At 62.1% G+C, this 17375-nt stretch carries 16 protein-coding genes; 11 read left to right on the forward strand and 5 right to left on the reverse strand.

Features of this window, described 5'->3' with window-relative positions; all coding sequences use genetic code 11:
* Positions 1 to 94 precede the first annotated feature (94 nt).
* Positions 95 to 628: a hypothetical protein gene (locus HMPREF3170_RS00065; RefSeq protein ID WP_070476933.1), complete on the reverse strand. Its 534-nt coding sequence runs from the start codon at positions 626 to 628 to the stop codon at positions 95 to 97.
* Between the two features lie 180 nt (positions 629 to 808).
* Here HMPREF3170_RS00065 and HMPREF3170_RS00070 point away from each other — a divergent pair, with 180 nt between their 5' ends.
* The 9 genes from HMPREF3170_RS00070 to HMPREF3170_RS00110 all read left to right on the forward strand — a co-directional run bounded on the left by HMPREF3170_RS00070 (position 809) and on the right by HMPREF3170_RS00110 (position 10590).
* Positions 809 to 1438, forward strand: coding sequence for a LysE family translocator (locus HMPREF3170_RS00070; RefSeq protein WP_070476935.1), 630 nt, complete (start codon positions 809 to 811; stop codon positions 1436 to 1438).
* A gap of 135 nt (positions 1439 to 1573) precedes the next feature.
* Complete coding sequence (gdhA, locus tag HMPREF3170_RS00075; RefSeq protein WP_070476937.1) at positions 1574 to 2920, forward strand: NADP-specific glutamate dehydrogenase; 1347 nt, start codon at positions 1574 to 1576, stop codon at positions 2918 to 2920.
* A 154-nt stretch (positions 2921 to 3074) separates the two neighbouring features.
* The gene (gene argC, locus HMPREF3170_RS00080; RefSeq protein WP_070476939.1) at positions 3075 to 4130 is read left to right on the forward strand and encodes an N-acetyl-gamma-glutamyl-phosphate reductase; all 1056 of its coding nucleotides are present in this window, start codon (positions 3075 to 3077) and stop codon (positions 4128 to 4130) included.
* A 60-nt stretch (positions 4131 to 4190) separates the two neighbouring features.
* Positions 4191 to 5351: a bifunctional glutamate N-acetyltransferase/amino-acid acetyltransferase ArgJ gene (argJ, locus tag HMPREF3170_RS00085; RefSeq protein ID WP_070476941.1), complete on the forward strand. Its 1161-nt coding sequence runs from the start codon at positions 4191 to 4193 to the stop codon at positions 5349 to 5351.
* Between the two features lie 8 nt (positions 5352 to 5359).
* Positions 5360 to 6295 (forward strand): acetylglutamate kinase, encoded by a 936-nt coding sequence (gene argB / locus HMPREF3170_RS00090; RefSeq protein ID WP_070476943.1) that lies wholly within the window; start codon positions 5360 to 5362, stop codon positions 6293 to 6295.
* Complete coding sequence (locus HMPREF3170_RS00095) at positions 6292 to 7476, forward strand: acetylornithine transaminase (RefSeq protein WP_070476945.1); 1185 nt, start codon at positions 6292 to 6294, stop codon at positions 7474 to 7476. Before argB ends, HMPREF3170_RS00095 begins: the two co-directional genes overlap by 4 nt.
* 157 nt (positions 7477 to 7633) lie before the next feature.
* Entirely contained in the window at positions 7634 to 8809 is a 1176-nt protein-coding gene (locus HMPREF3170_RS00100) for an ABC transporter substrate-binding protein (RefSeq protein WP_070476947.1), read from the forward strand.
* Positions 8810 to 8858: 49 nt separating this feature from the next.
* Positions 8859 to 9803, forward strand: coding sequence for a FecCD family ABC transporter permease (locus HMPREF3170_RS00105; protein WP_168161597.1), 945 nt, complete (start codon positions 8859 to 8861; stop codon positions 9801 to 9803).
* 4 nt (positions 9804 to 9807) lie between these two features.
* Positions 9808 to 10590 carry an ABC transporter ATP-binding protein gene (locus HMPREF3170_RS00110; RefSeq protein ID WP_070476951.1) on the forward strand — a complete coding sequence of 261 codons (783 nt, stop codon included), beginning with the start codon at positions 9808 to 9810 and terminating at the stop codon, positions 10588 to 10590.
* On the opposite strand, the gene HMPREF3170_RS00115 is transcribed toward HMPREF3170_RS00110, so the two are convergent.
* The 3 genes from HMPREF3170_RS00115 to HMPREF3170_RS00125 are packed head-to-tail and all read right to left on the reverse strand — an operon-like array spanning position 10587 to position 14403.
* Positions 10587 to 11066, reverse strand: coding sequence for a response regulator (locus HMPREF3170_RS00115; RefSeq protein WP_070476953.1), 480 nt, complete (start codon positions 11064 to 11066; stop codon positions 10587 to 10589). The two genes, HMPREF3170_RS00110 and HMPREF3170_RS00115, sit on opposite strands and share 4 nt — an antisense overlap.
* A complete protein-coding gene (locus HMPREF3170_RS00120; RefSeq protein WP_083290768.1) occupies positions 11041 to 12951 on the reverse strand; it encodes a sensor histidine kinase in 1911 nt (636 codons plus the stop codon). The genes HMPREF3170_RS00115 and HMPREF3170_RS00120 overlap by 26 nt, the downstream gene beginning before the upstream one ends.
* Positions 12952 to 14403 carry an SLC13 family permease gene (locus HMPREF3170_RS00125; RefSeq protein ID WP_070476955.1) on the reverse strand — a complete coding sequence of 484 codons (1452 nt, stop codon included), beginning with the start codon at positions 14401 to 14403 and terminating at the stop codon, positions 12952 to 12954.
* Positions 14404 to 14457: 54 nt separating this feature from the next.
* Between HMPREF3170_RS00125 and HMPREF3170_RS00130 the strand changes: the two genes are divergently transcribed.
* Positions 14458 to 14823, forward strand: coding sequence for a hypothetical protein (locus HMPREF3170_RS00130; RefSeq protein ID WP_070476957.1), 366 nt, complete (start codon positions 14458 to 14460; stop codon positions 14821 to 14823).
* On the opposite strand, the gene HMPREF3170_RS00135 is transcribed toward HMPREF3170_RS00130, so the two are convergent.
* Complete coding sequence (locus HMPREF3170_RS00135; protein WP_070476962.1) at positions 14820 to 15749, reverse strand: cation diffusion facilitator family transporter; 930 nt, start codon at positions 15747 to 15749, stop codon at positions 14820 to 14822. The two genes, HMPREF3170_RS00130 and HMPREF3170_RS00135, sit on opposite strands and share 4 nt — an antisense overlap.
* Before the next feature lie 443 nt (positions 15750 to 16192).
* Here HMPREF3170_RS00135 and HMPREF3170_RS00140 point away from each other — a divergent pair, with 443 nt between their 5' ends.
* Positions 16193 to 17368: a DMT family transporter gene (locus tag HMPREF3170_RS00140; protein WP_070477000.1), complete on the forward strand. Its 1176-nt coding sequence runs from the start codon at positions 16193 to 16195 to the stop codon at positions 17366 to 17368.
* Positions 17369 to 17375: the final 7 nt, after the last annotated feature.

Consider the following 17375-nt stretch of genomic DNA (forward strand, 5'->3'; position numbering starts at 1 on the left):
GCCGTTATTCGCAAACTTGCGAACGAGCGTCAGCCCAGGAGCTGCTCTTCGCTAACTAAGCGAAGATGGCCAGTGAGCAGACAGGGGACAAGGCTTAGCTGTCCCAGTCCACCGCCCAGGGGTCTTCCTCTTCTTGCTGGTTCATCAGGGCGGTGATTGGCTCCGTTAGGTGCTGGTCAATCACGGTCCAGGCTGCCTCGCGTTGGTCCTGTTGGAAGATCTGTTTCAGCGCCTCGCTGCTGCATGGTATGTCGGCGATGTCTTTTGCCCACCCGGCGAGGCGTAGCACCCGCTTCGTTTTCGCGATCAGGTCCGCCTCTTCATTGAGCTCCAACCAGAGTTCCTCGACGGCCTGCGGGCTGTGGTCCCTCCCGAGCGTCTTTAGTGCTTCTTCCACGGTGGTTTTCATAACGGCGTCGACAACCCAGGCGCATTCTATAGATGGGTGGTGGTAGCGCATCATCCCGACCACCTTGTACGGGTTCCCATCGGTGACTTCCAAGGCCTTGGCCACGAGCTGCCCGGCTTGGTACTGGCGGAACTGGAACATCACCCGGTAAAACGCCTGGTCCTTCTCCTTCAGGATGCCTGGCGTCTCACACAGTCGGTGAAATACTCCCTGCTCCATTGCGCGGTGTTCGCTGTGGAGCTCGCGAAGTAATTTGTAGGCCGTCGGCTCGTTCGCGTTCTCGGGGTCGGTGATTTTTAGACCCCAGTCGGAGCTGCACGAATCACGCCCGGATGTCGCGGATAGCGCATATCCTTGCTCCTACTGAAATCATCGGCCCGATGCGTAGGAGGTTCGCCCGTGCTCGTAGACGTGCTCACCTGGGCAACGGTGATGGCGATTCCGGGTCCGGACATTGTGGCGATCGGCACGCAGACGTCACGCTACGGGCAGCGGGCGGGGTTTTGGACTGCGCTCGGGGCGATGCTTGGGGTGGCAACGTGGTCGGTACTCGCGCTGCTCGGGATTGAGGCGCTCCTGCACGTCGTGCCCGCGCTGTCGGTGGTGTTGCCGCTGGCGGGGTCGGTGGCGCTGATGCTGCTCGGCGCGTTCGGTCTGTGGGGGAGCGTGAAGGCGGCGAAGGGGACGTCGAAAAGTACTGAAGAGCAAGAAGTGGCGAGCGTGGCCGCGCGCACCGCGGGTGCCTCGGTGCGGCTGGGGTACGTCACCAACATCTCGAACCCGAAGGCGCTGGTGTTCTTCACCTCTTTCTTTACGCCGATGATGAGCCACTACGACGGGCTGGCGGAAAAGCTCAGCATGCTGGGGTTGCTGCTGGGTGTCACGCTGCTGGTGTTCAGTGCGATGTCCGTGCTGATTCAGGTGGCGGCGAAGACGCAGCTGCGCAACATCCCGGGCCTGCAGTACCTGCCGGGGATCATCTTCCTGGGCATCGGGCTGTTCTACTTCGTGGAAACACTAGTGAAATAGCGCAGAAAATGTGATTTATGTCGCAAAAATTCGGTGGATTTTTTCCTGCGACGCTTTTGCAATGAGGGAAAACTAACAGGGGTCCAGTCAATATAGTGCTCGCCACGGAAGGGGCGCCACGAAGAAAGGATTCACATGTCTATCGATCAACAGATCTCTGACTATTACGGCAAATTGCAGAAGAGGAACGCGGGGGAACCGGAGTTCCACCAGGCACTCGCGGAAGTGCTTGACTCCCTCAAGATCGTCCTCAACAAGGATCCTCACTACGCTGACTACGGCCTCATTGAGCGTCTCTGCGAGCCAGAGCGCCAACTTGTGTTCCGCGTCCCATGGGTCGATGACAACGGACAAATCCAGGTCAACCGCGGCTTCCGCGTGCAGTTCAACTCCGCGCTCGGCCCATACAAGGGCGGGCTGCGGTTCCACCCGAGCGTGAACCTGGGCATCATCAAGTTCCTGGGCTTCGAGCAGATCTTCAAGAACTCCCTGACCGGCCTGCCAATCGGCGGCGCGAAAGGCGGCTCTGACTTCGACCCGAAGGGCAAGTCCGACGCCGAGATCATGCGCTTCTGCCAGTCCTTCATGACGGAGCTGCACACCCACATCGGCGAATATCGCGACGTGCCAGCCGGTGACATCGGCGTTGGCGCACGCGAGATCGGCTACCTCTTCGGCCAGTACCGTCGCCTGGAGAACAGCCACGAGTCCGGCGTGATCACCGGCAAGGGCCTGAAGTGGGGCGGTTCCCTCGTCCGCACCGAGGCGACTGGCTACGGCCTGGTCTACCTCACCTCCGAGATGATGCAGACCCACGGCGAGTCCTTCGAAGGCTCCAAGGTCATCGTCTCCGGTTCCGGCAACGTAGCCATCTACGCTGCGGAGAAGGTGCAGCAGCTCGGCGGCGTGGTTGTGGCCATGTCGGACTCCTCCGGCTACGTCACCACCCCGAACGGCGTGGACATCGAACTGCTCAAGGATGTCAAGGAAGTGCGCCGCGGGCGCATCTCCACCTACGCGGCTGAGGCCGGCGAGGGCGTCGAATTCCACCGGGACGGCAACGTGTGGGAAGTCCAGGCGGATGTTGCCCTGCCGTGCGCCACCCAGAACGAGCTCGATGGTGACGACGCCAAACTCCTTGTGGACAACGGTGTGCGCTACGTCGCCGAGGGCGCAAACATGCCGTGCACCCCTGCGGCTGCCCACTACTTCCAGCAGAAGGGGATCGCGTTCGCGCCGGGCAAGGCCGCCAACGCGGGTGGCGTGGCCACCTCTGCGCTGGAGATGCAGCAGAACGCCTCGCGCGACTCCTGGTCCTTCGAGTACACCGACCAGCGTCTGCACGAGATCATGTCGAACATCTTCAAGACGGTCGATTCGACCGCGAAGGAGTACGACATGGAAGGCGACTACGTGGCCGGCGCGAACATTGCGGGCTTCAAGAAGGTCGCTGACGCGATGCTGGCGCAAGGTGTTATCTAGGGATATATGAATATGCGTTGATGGCATAAAATACGCGTTCACTGCCCACTGCCGATTCCGTTTCGGTAGTGGGCAGACGTGTTTCCGGGGGTAGGAGGAAAGAAATTTTCCTGAATAACATACAGCGCGCCGTATATCTGTTACGCTGCCGTGTATGTCAGAGCAAAAAGTGTTGAACGTAGCAGTCGCGGGCGCTACCGGGTACGCCGGCGGCGAAATCCTCCGCCTGCTGCTCGGCCACCCGGCATACCTCGCGGGCGAGCTTGCAATCGGTGCGCTCACCGGAGCCTCCAACGCGGGCGCCTCGGTCGGGGAGCTCATGCCGCACCTGCCCGAGCTTGCCGACCGCATCATTGAACCCACCACGGTAGAGGTGCTCGCGGGCCACGACGTCGTCTTCCTCGGCTTGCCGCACGGGCACTCCGCGAAGATCGGCGCGGCGCTGCCGCCAGAGGTCACGGTCATCGACTGTGCTGCGGACTTCCGCCTGCGCAGCGCCGATGCCTGGCAGCACTACTACGGCTCCGAGCACGCCGGCTCCTGGCCGTACGGCCTGCCGGAGCTGCCCGGCCACCGCGAGCAGATCGCAGCAGCCACGCGGATCGCGGTGCCCGGCTGCTTCCCGACGGGCGCTACGCTCGCGGCGTGGCCCGTGGTGGCATCCGGCCTGGTCGAGCCGGACCTGACTATCGTCTCCGTCACCGGCGTGTCCGGCGCAGGCAAGAAGGCGAGCGTTGCCATGCTGGGCGCGGAAACGATGGGCTCGCTGAAGGCCTACAGCGCTGGCGGCACCCACCGGCACACCCCGGAGATCCAGCAGAACCTGCAGGAAGTTGCGCAGTCTCCGGTCGGCATCAGCTTCACGCCGGTGCTCGCGCCGCTGCCGCGCGGCATCCTCACCACCGTGGTCGCACCCCTTGCCCAGGGCGTGGACGCGGCCGCGGTCCGCGCGGCGTACGAATCCGCCTACGCGGGCGAAGCCTTCGTCACCCTGCTCCCGGCAGGGCAGCAGCCACAGACGCAGCACGTGGTCGGCTCAAACATGTGCCACGTGCAGGTAGAAGTCGACGAATCGGCCAAGAAACTGGTGGTCACCAGCGCCATCGATAATCTCACCAAAGGCACCGGCGGCGGTGCTGTGCAGTGCATGAACCTCGCGCTCGGGCTCGAAGAGACCGCGGGACTCTCGCGAGCCGGGGTGGCCCCGTAACCGCCAGCCCCATTCCATCTCTACTTCTTCTCATAACGGACTGTAAAGGACATTTTCATCATGAGCACTACTGGTGTTACCGCCCCCAAAGGATTCAGCGCCGCAGCAACCTCGGCCGGCATCAAGGCATCCGGCAAGCCGGACATGGCCGTCGTGGTCAACGAAGGGCCAAAGAACGCGGCCGCTGCCGTGTTCACCCGCAACAAGGTCTTCGCGGCTCCGGTCAAGGTCAGCCGCGAAGTAATCAAGGGCGGCGCGCTGTCCGCCGTCGTGTTTAACTCCGGCAACGCCAACGCCTGCACCGGCACGCAGGGCTTCGAGGACGCCAAGGCGATGCAGCAGCTCACCGCCACGGGTATCGGGGCGGAGGCCTCGCAGATCGCGGTGTGCTCCACCGGCATCATCGGCGACCTGCTGCCGATGGACAAGGTCGAGTACGGCATCGGGGCCGTCGTGAAGCAACTCGGCGACCATGGCGCGGACGCCGCCGTCGCCATCAAGACCACGGATACCGTGGCGAAAGAGGTCGTCGTCAACGGTGACGGGTGGACGCTCGGCGGGATGGGCAAGGGCGCCGGCATGATGGCGCCGTCGCTTGCCACCATGCTCGTGTGCATCACCACGGACGCGGACGTCGAGAGCCAAGCGCTGCAGGCCGCGCTCGACCGCGCCGTCGCCACCACCTTCAACACCCTCGATATCGACGGCTCCACCTCCACCAACGACACCGTCATCGCCATGGCCAGCGGCGCAAGCGGCATCACCCCGACGCAGGAAGACCTCGACGCCGCGATGCAGGACGCCTGCTCGCAGCTCGCCGCCATGATGCAGTCCGACGCCGAAGGCGTGACCAAGCGCGTGGCCATCACCGTCGAAGGCGCAGCCGACGACGCCCAGGCGCTCAACGCAGCCCGGACAATCGGGCGCGACAACCTAGTCAAGACCGCAATGTTCGGCTCCGACCCGAACTGGGGCCGCGTGCTCGCCGCCGTCGGCATGGCAGACGCCGAGATGGACGCCGAGAACATCTCCGTCACCTTCAACGGGCAGACCGTATGCGAGCAGTCGGCGGGCGCGCCGGGCGCGCGCGACGTGGACTTGAGCGGTGCGGACATCGAGGTCGTCGTCAACCTCGGCACCGGCGGGCAGGGCAGCGCCACCGTGCGCACCACCGACCTGTCGCACGCCTACGTCGAAATCAACTCCGCATACAGCAGCTAGGAGGCACCGTGTTAGCGAATCTCAGCAGCGAGCAGCGGGCAACCGTCCTGGCAGAGGCACTGCCATGGCTGCAGCACTACCGCGACAAAATTGTGGTGGTCAAGTACGGCGGCAACGCCATGATCGATGAAGACCTCAAGGCCGCATTCGCCGCCGACATGGTCTTCCTGCGCACCGTCGGCGCGAAGCCCGTCGTCGTCCACGGCGGCGGCCCGCAGATCAGCGCGATGCTCTCCCGCCTCGGCCTGGACGGCGGCGAGTTCGTCGGCGGGTTCCGCGTCACCACACCGGAGATCCTGGACGTGGTGCGCATGGTGCTCTTCGGCCAGGTCGGGCGCGACCTGCTGGGCAAGATCAACTCCCATGGGCCCTACGCGGTGGGCACCTCCGGCGAGGACGCCGGGCTGTTCACCGCGAAGCGCCGCACCGTCGAAGTCGACGGCGAAACCCGCGACATCGGGCTCGTCGGCACGATCACCGACGTGAACCCCGCCGCCGTCATGGACATCATCGAGGCCGGCCGCATCCCGGTGGTCTCCGGCATCGCGCCGGGAGAGAACGGTGAGGTGTACAACATCAACGCCGACGAGGCCGCGGGCGCGCTCGCCGCGGCGATCGGCGCGGAGCGCCTCGTGGTGCTCACCAACGTGGAAGGCCTCTACACAGACTGGCCGAATAGGGACTCGCTGCTGTCTAAGATCGAGGCCGGGGATCTCGAGCAGATGCTGCCAGCATTGGACTCGGGGATGATCCCCAAGATGGAGGCGTGCCTGACCGCGGTGCGGGGTGGGGTGAAAGCCGCCCACGTCATCGACGGGCGCGTCGCACACTCCGTCCTGCTTGAGCTGCTCACGATGGGCGGTGTGGGCACCATGGTTCTGCCAGATGATTACGACCGTTCCCAGTACCCGGACGGCACCATTTTTAGAAAGGATGACGCATGAAGGACTTCACGCAGCGTTGGGCGGGCGCGCTTTTAGATAACTACCCGGTTCCGCCAGTCGAACTCGTCGAAGGTTCCGGCTCCACCGTGACTGACGCCGATGGCAAGCAGTACATCGACATGCTGGCCGGCATCGCGGTCAACGCGCTCGGCCATGCGCATCCGGCAGTGGTCGAGGCGGTCACCAACCAGCTATCGACGCTCGGCCACGTCTCGAACCTGTTCGGCTCCGCACCCGTGGTCAAGGTCGCCGAGGCACTCCGCGAGCACGTCGGTGATGACACCGCCCGCGTCTACTTCGGCAACTCCGGCACCGAGGCCAACGAGGCCGCCTTCAAACTCGCGCGCCTGACGGGTCGCCGCCGCATCCTCGCAGCGCAGCACGGCTTCCACGGCCGCACCATGGGCGCGCTCGCCATGACCGGCCAGCCCGACAAGCAAAAGCCGTTCGAGCCCCTGCCCGCCGGCGTGGAGTTCTACCCCTACGGCGACATCGAGGCGCTCACCGCACTCGTGGAACAGAACCCTTCGGATACCGCGGCCATCATCCTGGAGCCCATCCAGGGCGAGACCGGCGTCATCCCCGCCCCGGAAGGCTTCCTCACCCAGGTCCGCGAGCTGTGCGACAAGTATGGCATCCTCTTCATCGCCGACGAGGTGCAGACTGGCGTCGGCCGCACCGGCGACTTCTTCGCCTTCCAACACGAGGGTGTGCTCCCGGACGTGATCACTATGGCCAAGGGCCTCGGCGGCGGCCTGCCCATCGGCGCGACGATCGCTCGCGGCGAGGCGGCGAAGCTCTTCACTCCGGGCAGTCACGGCACCACGTTCGGCGGCAACCCAGTCTCGTGCGCGGCGGCCACGGCAGTGCTGGCCACCATCGACGACGCCTTCCTCGCGGAGGTGCGTCGCAAAGGCCAGGTGCTTTACGACGCCGCCTCGAAGATCCCGGGTGTGAAGGAAGTCCGCGGGCGTGGGCTCATGCTCGGCGTGGTCTTGGAGCAGCCGGTGGCGAAGCGCGTCGTCAAGCTTGGCCTTGAGCACGGCGTGATCCTCAACGCGCCGGCGGATGACGTGATCCGCCTGACGCCGCCGCTGGTGATCAGCGACGAGGAGATCGCACAGGCGGCCCGGCGCCTCGCGGCCGCGATTGCGGAGGCTTCAGAAGAGGTCTCACAATAATTTGACAGGCTTGACGTATCGCTTTCACATGTGCTGTAATTTGATTGTTCAATTCATTAATTGAACATTTGCTAGTGGGGTGGAGCCATCCACCCTTGCGCCTTCACATTCCTTGCTCGGAATCGGTGCAACCAAACCACAGTGAAAGTCGATAATCATGGCCTTCTCCGCGAAGAAATCCCTCCCAGCTGTAGTGCTCTGTGCCGCGATGATGTGGACAGTGACTGGATGCAGCAGCCCTGCGGACAACGAGCCTGCCTCGGAAACGAGCCAGACTGCCGCAGACGCCTCGCATGCAGTGACCATCACGGACATCACCGGGAACACGATTCAGCTGGAGAAGCCACTCGAGCACGCAGCCATTCAGCTTTCTGGTTCTGGCGGGCCGCTTTTGACGATGGCGGCCCTTGACCGGGACAACTACACGTCTAAGATCGCTGCGATGGATAAGGGCCTCGAGTCCAACCGACAGGACCTGTGGGACCTTTTGCTTGAGGCGAACCCGGAGCTTGCTGATATCCCGAAGATTGGTGATGCGACGAAGGATCAGATCTCCGCCGAACAACTTTTGACGATGGGTGTCGACGGAGTCATTGCTCCGGTTCGCCAGAAAGCAAAGATGGATGTCATCGCTGAACAGACTGGCATCCCGGTAATCTACATCGATTACCACAGCCAAAAGCTGGAAAACCATATTCAGTCCACCAAGATCATCGCTGAAGCCACTGGGCTGACGAAGAACGTCGACGAGATCACGAAGTTCTACGGGGACGTCGTCGGCGACATCGAGGAGCGCGCTTCGAAGCTGGACCACACCACGTCGGTCTACTTTGAGACGACCTCGAACGGCCCGACCGAATTCGGCAACACCTACGGCGCCGGCATCATGTGGGGCGCCATCCTGGACGCCGTCGGCGCGGACAACATTGCGACGCACTTTATGGCTGCGGACGACGCCGAGGCGCTCTCCGCCGAACAGGTCTTGGTCAGCAACCCGGACAAAATCGTGCTCTCGGGTTCCCTGTGGGCGAACCAGCCGGACTCGGTCAAGATGGGCTTCTCTGTCTCCAATGAGGAGGCGCTGGCCTCGATGGAGTCGTTCCGCCAGCGCGAGGGCTGGGACAAGCTCAAGGCAATCCAGAACAACGAGCTGTACGCGATTGGTCACCCTATGACCCGCGAAATGCTGGACTTCTACTCCTACGCGCAGCTTGCCAAGCTCTTCCACCCGGAGGAGTTCGCGGACCTGGATCCAGAAGCGCTGATCAAGGAGTACTTCGATAAGTACATGCCGATCCCATACGAGGGAACCTGGTTCATCAAGTATGAGTAAGGCAAGAACAAAAAGCCTCCCGAAAGGACTACTGGTCGCATTTGCCATTTTGGCGGTCGTAGTCCTTTTCGTGGTGGATCTTTGCGTCGGCCCCGCCAACATCAAGCTCTCGAACTTCTCCGCCGTGCTAGATCCTGATTCGGTTGAGCACGTTGCGTTCTTCCGCATGCGCATGCCGGCTGCCCTCATGGCAGTTGGGGTGGGGATGAGTCTGGGGTTGGCGGGTGCCGTGATGCAGACGATCCTGAATAACCCGCTTGCCAGCCCGTTCACGCTTGGCGTGTCCTCGGCAGCGAGCCTTGGCGCAGCCATCGTCTTTGTGATGGCGCTGCCGATGGTGTTCGTTACGGGCGGTGCGCTGCTGCTCGCGCTGGTCTCCGTGCTGGTTATCTTCGCGGTGGGCAAGTACATCGAGATGAGCAACTCATCACTCGTGCTTGCGGGCATCGCGCTGAACTTCCTCTTCGACGCCTTCCTGTCCCTGATCCAGTACCGCGCGTCAGAAGAGAGCCTGTCGTACATCGTCTTCTGGACGATGGGCGGGCTCACCCGCGCCTCGTATCCGCAGGCGTGGATCCTGCTCTCGACGTTCGTCGTTGTCTTCGCGGTGCTGCTGCGCAACGCGTGGAACCTGACCGCGCTGAAGTTCGGTGAAGCACGAGCGGAAGCGCTCGGCGTCAAAGTCGGGCGCGTGAAGATCCTCTCCCTCGTCTTGGCCTCGATTCTGACCGCGCTCGCGGTGAGTTTCTGCGGCAAGATCGGCTTCATCGGCCTGGCCGCGCCGCACCTGGCGCGCCGACTGGTCTCCGAGGACCAACGGTTCTACCTGACCAGCTCCGCCATTCTTGGTGCGATGATCCTGCTGGTGTCCTCTATACTCTCGAAGCTGATCGTCCCTGGGGTTGTGGTGCCAATCGGCATCATCAGCTCCATCATCGGCATTCCGTTCCTGGTCTACGCGCTTACCAGCCAGCGCCGTCAAAGGGCGGTGTAGCGGCATGATTCGCGTCAAGAACTTCTCGTTCGATTATGGCGAGCGCCAGATCATCAACAACATCAGCTTCCAAGCCAAACCCGGCGAGGTCACCGTACTGATGGGGCGCAACGGTGCTGGCAAGACCACGCTGATGACGTCGATTGTCCGCTCACACAACCAAGGGCGCGGCAAGAAGATCTCCGGCGAGATTACAACCACCGGTAACATTTCTTACCTGAACCAGCACACGGAAGGCGACCTACCGTTCACCGTGTTTGAAACGGTGATGATCGGCAAAGTTGCCAAGCTGGGCATCCGCACCACGCAGGAAGACATCGACGACGTCAACGAGGTGCTCGACATGCTTGAGTTGCAGCCCCTGCGCGACGTCGCCATCCGCAACCTGTCCGGTGGCCAACGCCAAAAAGTCTTCATCGGGCAGGCCATGGTCAAACGGCCAGACATCCTGCTTTTCGATGAGCCCACGTCCGCACTCGACATCGAAAACCAGTACAGAATCCTGCACCAAATCAAGGCGCTCACGGTTGAACGAAACATCACAACGGTAGTAAGCCTGCACCAAATCGACCTGATTGAGCGCTTCGCGGACCACATCATCGTGCTCCACGAAGGCAAGATCTATGCCGAAGGCTCACCCGCCGAAGTGTTTACGAAGCAAACGTTCCGCGACGTCTACTCCGTCGAGGCGATTCTGGCGGGAGTCAAGGACCGGATCCTCTTCGGGTTCGACCTGTTAGACCACCCGAAGATCCCGCCCGAGCACTCACCAACCTCCATCCATTAGTCCCGGTGGCGGGTAAGCTTCAGCGCCCGCTGCTGGTCCAGCACCTCGAAGTAGGGCAGCGGGTCGATGTCTAGCGCCTCCACGTAGTCCGTCAACATGTCACGCACTACGCTGTGCAGGTTCTCGACGTCCCACGGCTTAGCGATGTAGTAGTCCAGGTTCGCCTCGTTCACCGCGTGCACGGTGTCCTTGAGCTGCGCCTGCCCGGTTACCAGCACCTTCCGGGTCGCCGCGGTGCGTGGGTCTTGCATCATCTGCACAAGGAACTCCACGCCGGTGGTCCCGGGCATGCGGTGATCACACAGCGCGAGCGCGAGGAGGTCGCCGTCGTCGCTGAGCTCGTCGATCACCTCCCATGCTTCGTCGGCGTTGGAGGCAACCTCCAGGCGGACGGTGTCCGCGAAGGGGAGGAGGTCGCGCTCAAGGGCGGCGCGCACTTCGGCTTCATCTTCAAGAATCAGAATGGTGAGGTTCATGGTGTCTCCTTGGTCCGTTGATACGTAGGCGAACGCTGGCTTGGGTGCCTCGTGGCGAGGACTCCAGCGTGATGGTTCCGTGGTGCTTATTGATGATGCTTCGGCACACACTCAGGCCGATGCCCATCCCGAAGCGCACCTGGCCGTTCTTCGTGGTGAAACGCGGTTCGAAGAGCCGCTCGAGGCGCTCGCCGGGGATGCCGGGGCCGTCATCAATAATGTCGACTTCAATCCAGCCCGGCTCTGGTGCGCTGGTTCTGATCGTGACTGCGCTGCCAACGCCCGTGTCCTGCATCGCCTCGGCGGCGTTGGTCAGCAGGTTCGTCCACACCTGCGCAAGCTGGCCCGGCATGCACGTGATGTTGGGCAGCTCCGCGTAATCGCGGATGACCTCGACGTGGTCGAGCCGGTGCGAGATGAGGCGCAGCGTGTCGTCAATACCTTCGTGGACATTGACATCGGTGACGGGGTCGCCGTCAGGGCGCGCGTACGAGCGCAGCGAGGCCACGAGTTCCGTGATGCGGGTCGCTGCGGTGGACAGATTGCGCACCCCAGTGCCGATCGCCGCAGCGCGCTCGATGGTCTCGAAGTCGAGCCTGCGGGAGCGAGCCACCTGCTTAGCAAAGGCGGCGTCGTGAAGCCCGGCGAGCACCCAGCGCTGCGCGAGCGCGCGGTCGCCGATGATCTCGGTGAGCTCACGCCGCAGCCTGCGCGCCTCCTTCGTACTCACCGAGGGTGCTAGTTTCGCCTGCTCAAACGCCTTGAGCACGCCCTCGCGCCACTTCCGGTTCGGGCTCGCCGCAAGCAGCGTATCGACGTCCTCTCCGAGATGCGCCGCCGTGCGCTCAATCGCGGCCATCGGGTTGTTCAGCTCGTGGGCGACCCCCGCCGCCAACTCACCGAGTGAGGCGAACCGGGCCTGGCTCATCAGCTCTCGGCGGGCCTCCTCCAGGTTGCGCAAGGCGGTGCTGAGCCGCGCCCGCTCCTGCTCAAGCTCCGCGGTCATCTCGTGCTGGTGCACCTGGATGTCCTCGGAGCGGCGCAGGCGCCGGTCGTAGGAGCGCACCAGCAACACAGCGAGCATGCGGTCCAGGCCAGGGGCGATGTCGAGCAGGTAGTTGAGTTGGTCCATCGGCAGCTGCACCGCGGTGACCTCCGTCGTGGTGCGGGCGGTAAAGAACCCGATGCGCGTGCCCGCCAGCGCCAACAGGCCGATGACCAGGCCCGTCGAGCCGCGGTGCATCGTGATGTCGCCTGCGTCCGTGTTGCGCTGCAGCACCACCTCGCCCGAGATAGTCAAGATGACCTCCTCGACCTCCTTGCCCTCCGTGGTCAGGTTCACCCCGGGAGGAAACACCAGGCGTGGCTGGCGCCCAAGGTGGCGGTCGGCTGCATCAATAATGCGCCCGACAATCTCCTCGTTTGTCAGTTCCACATCCAGGGCCGGCGCGGCCGGCTGGTCGTACTTCGACGCCAGCTCGGGGTTGTCGTGGTAGCGCGACGCCCAATAGCGGGTGAGCTGCTGCTGCAGGTTCCGTGCCAGGGCCTCGTCGTGGATCTCCGGCGTGTACACCAGCATGTCCAGCCTGCCCAGCTCGCTGAGCCGGTCCAGGCCCGACACCGTCGGTGCCGTGGTCAGGACGATGATGCGGGTGTGTTCGTAGTGGGCGTCGTCAAGAAATTTGACCAGCGGGTGATCGGCGGTGAGCCCGTGCTCGTGCACCGTGACGGTGACGAGCGCGAGGTCGTCCGTGCGAGGCAAGTCCGTCAGCGACGGGTAGGTGAGCACCGTGTGGGTGCCGCCGAACGCGTCGCGCACGATGGTCTGGATGGTGCGTGACGCCTCCGACGCACCGATGACCGCGATTGTTGAGTGGGGAATCATCTACAGCAACCCCAGCAGCGTCCATACTGACGGCATCACGAAGATCAGCAGCAGCGTTGCCACCGTACCCACCACCAGGCCGACCTGCGCCATCTGTGGGATGGTGATCTCCTTCGTGGCGTACGCAATCGCGTTCGGCGGGGTGGAGATCGGCAGCGCCATACCCAGCGAGCAGGCGATCGCCACAATCACCGCGATGAGCATCGGGCTCGGCTCGGACAGCGTGATCGCCAGCGAGACCGCCAGCGGCACCAGCAGGTTCGCCGCCGCCGAGTGGGAAATGACGTTCGCCATGGCAAACCCGATCAGGCCCAGCAGCGCCAGGATCATCATCGGGCCGAGCACCTTCCAGTTCACGGAGCCGACCAGCCAATCGTCGAGGCCCGTCGCACCCACGCCCGTGCCCAGCGCAATACCGCCGGAGACCAGCCACAACACCGGCCAGTCCAGCGCCTGGACGTCCTTGCCCTTCATCACTTTCAGGCTCAGCAGCGCAACGACGGGGAAGAAACCGACAATATTCGAGGAAATCCCGTGCAGCGGCTCGCTCATCCACAGCGCAATCGTCAGCCCCGCCACCGCGTAAAACAGCTTCGCGTTCGACGACGTATCCCAGGACGCATCCATTGCAATCGAGATCCGCGTCTCCGAAGGGATGAACGCGACGCACAGGAACAGCCACGCAAACACCAGCACAACCAGCATGAACGGGACGGCAAGCAGCATCCACTGCGCGAAGGACACCTTGATGCCGTACTCCGCCAGCGCACCAATCGCGATCGCGTTCGGCGGCGTGCCCACCGGCGTACCGATGCCGCCCACATTCGCCGCCAGCGGAATCGACAGCGCCACACCCGCGCGCACCTTACCCGGCGGCAGCGTGCGCAGAATCGGGATGACCACCGCGAACATCGTGGCCGTCGTCGCCGTATTCGACATAAACATGCTCAGCAGTGCAGTAATCAGCATGAGCCCCAGCACCGTCAGCCGCGCCTTATCCGGGAAGGGCCGCAGCATAATCGCCGCCAGGTTCTTGTCCAGCCCGAACTTCTCCGCGCCATGCGCAATCATGAACCCGCCCAAGAAAAGGATGATCACCGGGTTCGCCAGCGCCGCAAAGTAGTCGGACGCCGGCAGCACCGTCTCCTTCAGCGCCTCGACGCCGCCCGTCGGGTCAACGATGGCGCCCTTCGAAAGCAGGATGACCTCGAGGAAGATCACCAGCACCGCGGTCGCGGTCAGCGGGATCGGCTCGAGGATCCAGAAGACAATCGCTAACAGGAAAATAGAAAGCATCCGCTGGCCGGGAGCCTCGAGGCCAGGGATGTTGAAAAAGAAGGGGAGCGCGAAGAGCACGGCGCCAAGAATGAGGCCCGCCCACTGCTTTTTCGAAAGGGAGGGGGCGCGCTGCTGGAGCGCCGGTGGTGGAATCGTTCCATGCTGTACAGCCATACCTCTGTATCTTAATCGTATGACCAGCGAATTTCGGTGGTTAGAATAAGCAGAATGAAACACTCAAAGCTTTTCGTCGCAGCACTCGCCGCCGCCTGCGTATCGACGGCCACTTCGTGCACCACCCAGCCCCTCCCATTCGAGCAAACACCCGCCGCACCGGCTTCGCAGGAAGCAGAGACCGCGCCCGATGCCGATCCAGGCGTGATGGACGAGCCCGCCTTCGAAGACGCCATCATTGCCATCTGGTCAAAGACAGACGAGATGCGTGGCATCGGCGTTCCCGAGTCCGAAATCGAAGACCTGCAGGCCCGCACCGACAAGCGCGACGAGTCCATGGGGCAGCGCGCCATGTTCTACGTCACCGAGGCGGACAAGCTCAGCGAACAGTACGCGTCCGTAACCGAAGACGGGTCTTAAGCCCAGAGCGGGCCTGTGCGCGTGTGGTACCCCGCGGGCTCCACGTGCACGATGGTTTCCGATTCGCCGATGGCTTCGGTGATGCCGTCCTCGATGGCGTCAGCGTGTTCGTGGGAGTACGCCACTGTCCAGCTGCCGGGTACCTGCACCACGAGGCTGATGAGCCGATCCCGCCCAAACGCAGCCGTGCGCACAGACGTGAACTCGACGTCGTGCTCGGCGACGTAGCTATTAAGGAAGCCGTGCAGCTTCTCCAGCTCATCTTGCGGTAGCGCTTCCGAGAGCAGCCCAAGAATGGCGCCTTTGAGCAGGCGGTAGCCAGTGAACAGGACGTTGAAGCCGACGCACAGCGCGATGATCGGGTCGAGCAGCTGCCAGCCCGTAATCCAGACAGCCGCGATGCCGATGATCACGCCGACCGTGGTCCACACGTCAGTAAGCAGGTGGTGGCCGTCGGCATCCAGCGTTGAAGAGCGGTACTTTTTCCCAGCCTTCACCAGCGCGACGCCCACCGCGAGGTTCAGTACCGTGGCGGCAACAGAGAACGCCAGGCCGATACCGATCTGCTCAACCGGCTGCGGGTGAATAATGCGCTGCACGGACGTATAGATAATGGCCACGGACGCCACCAGAATCAGCGACCCCTCCACCTGCGCGGAGAAATACTCGGCCTTCGCGTGGCCAAAGTTGTGGTTTTCGTCTGCGGGCTTGGCGGAAAGCTTTAGTGCCCACAGGCCGACGAGGGCAGCAACCAGGTTGATCACGGACTCGATGGCGTCGGAGAGGAAACCAACTGATCCTGTAATACCAGCCGCTGCCATCTTCAAAGCAATGGTGATGACGGACGCTGTGATGGAGAGCCACATAAACCGTTCGAGGAGCCGCTGTTCTCGTTTACGTTCAGCATTGATTTCGGACAAAGGCATGTCTGCTTTCCGCCTCCCTATATCTGACCTGCAATATGTTAACAGTGCGGTCGGGGAGGGGTATGGGACCAGGCGAACCGGGAAAGGTTGAAAGTTGGACCTTAAAAAGCTCCCAGGAAACTTTTGAATGTTGATTTATAAAATAATGAAATAACAACAGTATGCAATTCAATCGAACCATTGAATCTCGGATATTCAATAAAGGGGTAGAGAGTTTCTATTTTTGGCCCAATTTTCGGGGCATCTTTGGGAAACGTGCAGCTGACAGTATGTTTGTACTGTTTGGGCATACCCTATAACGGGGGTAGTCGAAATGTATAAAAATCTGAATGGAGCTTTTATAAAGTCGCTCGGAGAGGGGTTATATATGCAATAGTTTGAAAGTTATGCAAATGGTGCCTTAAGAAATTCTGAATTGTGTTTCGGAATGTATTGTGTTTGGCATGTCAAATACTTCTAGCGCCACTACGGCAGCGGACATCAAGGGTCCGCCAATCAAACCAGTGAGCCACGGCAAGGCGGTTTTGTTCCTTGCGCTTGGTACAGCATTCCTTGCCGGCACCCCGCTGTGGGTAAAGGCGACAAACATGGATCCAGCGACGCAGGCCTTCCTGCGCGTCGTGATCGGTTGCCTCGTGTTGATCCCGTTCGGTGTTATGGAAATTCGCAAGAAGGCGTCGCTGAGCAAGAAGGGCATCATGCTCTCCATTGCCTCCGGCCTCTTCCTGGGCGTGGACTTTACCTGCTGGAACTACTCCATTTTCTACGTAGGCGCCGGCATTGCCGCAATTCTGCTGAACCTGCAGGTCATCATCGTGCCGATGCTTACGGCAGTCTTTGATAAGTACAAGATTCCGCCGGTCTTCCTGATCCTTGTCCCGATCATGGCCGTCGGTGTGATGCTGACCGGTGGCGTCTTCGAGGCCTCTGAGGCATCTGGTGGACCGGAGTCCATCTACGGCATTAAGACTGCAACCCTGGGTACCATCTTCGGCCTGACCTCGGGCGTGTGCTACTCGTTCTACCTGTACCTCTCCCGTAAGGCTGGTACCTCCGCACGTAAGGACCTGTACGTCCAACCGATGATGTACACGATGATGGCGCAGGCAGTCCCGCCAACAATCGTGGCATTCTTCATCTCCCCGCGTAAGGGATTCGACTTCGTGAACGGTGTTCTGATCGACGGCCAGCTCCCGCTGGTTGATCCTGAGCACACCGTCGGTGACGCGCTGACCACTTGGAACTGGTTCAACCTGATCTGCTTGGCTATCCTCGGCCAGGCGCTGGCATGGACCTTCGTCCAGTACGGCACGGTTTGGCTCGACCCGACCCTGTCCGCAGGTATCCTGCTGCTCTCGCCGGTGACCTCCGTCATCATTGCAGCTCCGCTGTTCGGCGAGATCCCATCGGTACTCCAGATCATCGGTATCTTCCTGATTCTGGGTACAGTGGCATACCAGAACGGACTGTTCTCAATGTTTACAAAATCGAAGATGAAAACCGACCATGAGAATCCGGACCACTCACTCGATGAACAACTCATCAGAGAGGGATTAGCGCCCGGACACTCACCGGAAGAAGCCTCGGATAACCCGAAGAAGCATCACCATCACCACTAATTCGGAG

Origin of the sequence: Corynebacterium sp. HMSC08D02 (assembly GCF_001807505.1) — a bacterium.
Taxonomy (GTDB): Bacteria; Actinomycetota; Actinomycetes; order Mycobacteriales; family Mycobacteriaceae; genus Corynebacterium; species Corynebacterium pseudogenitalium.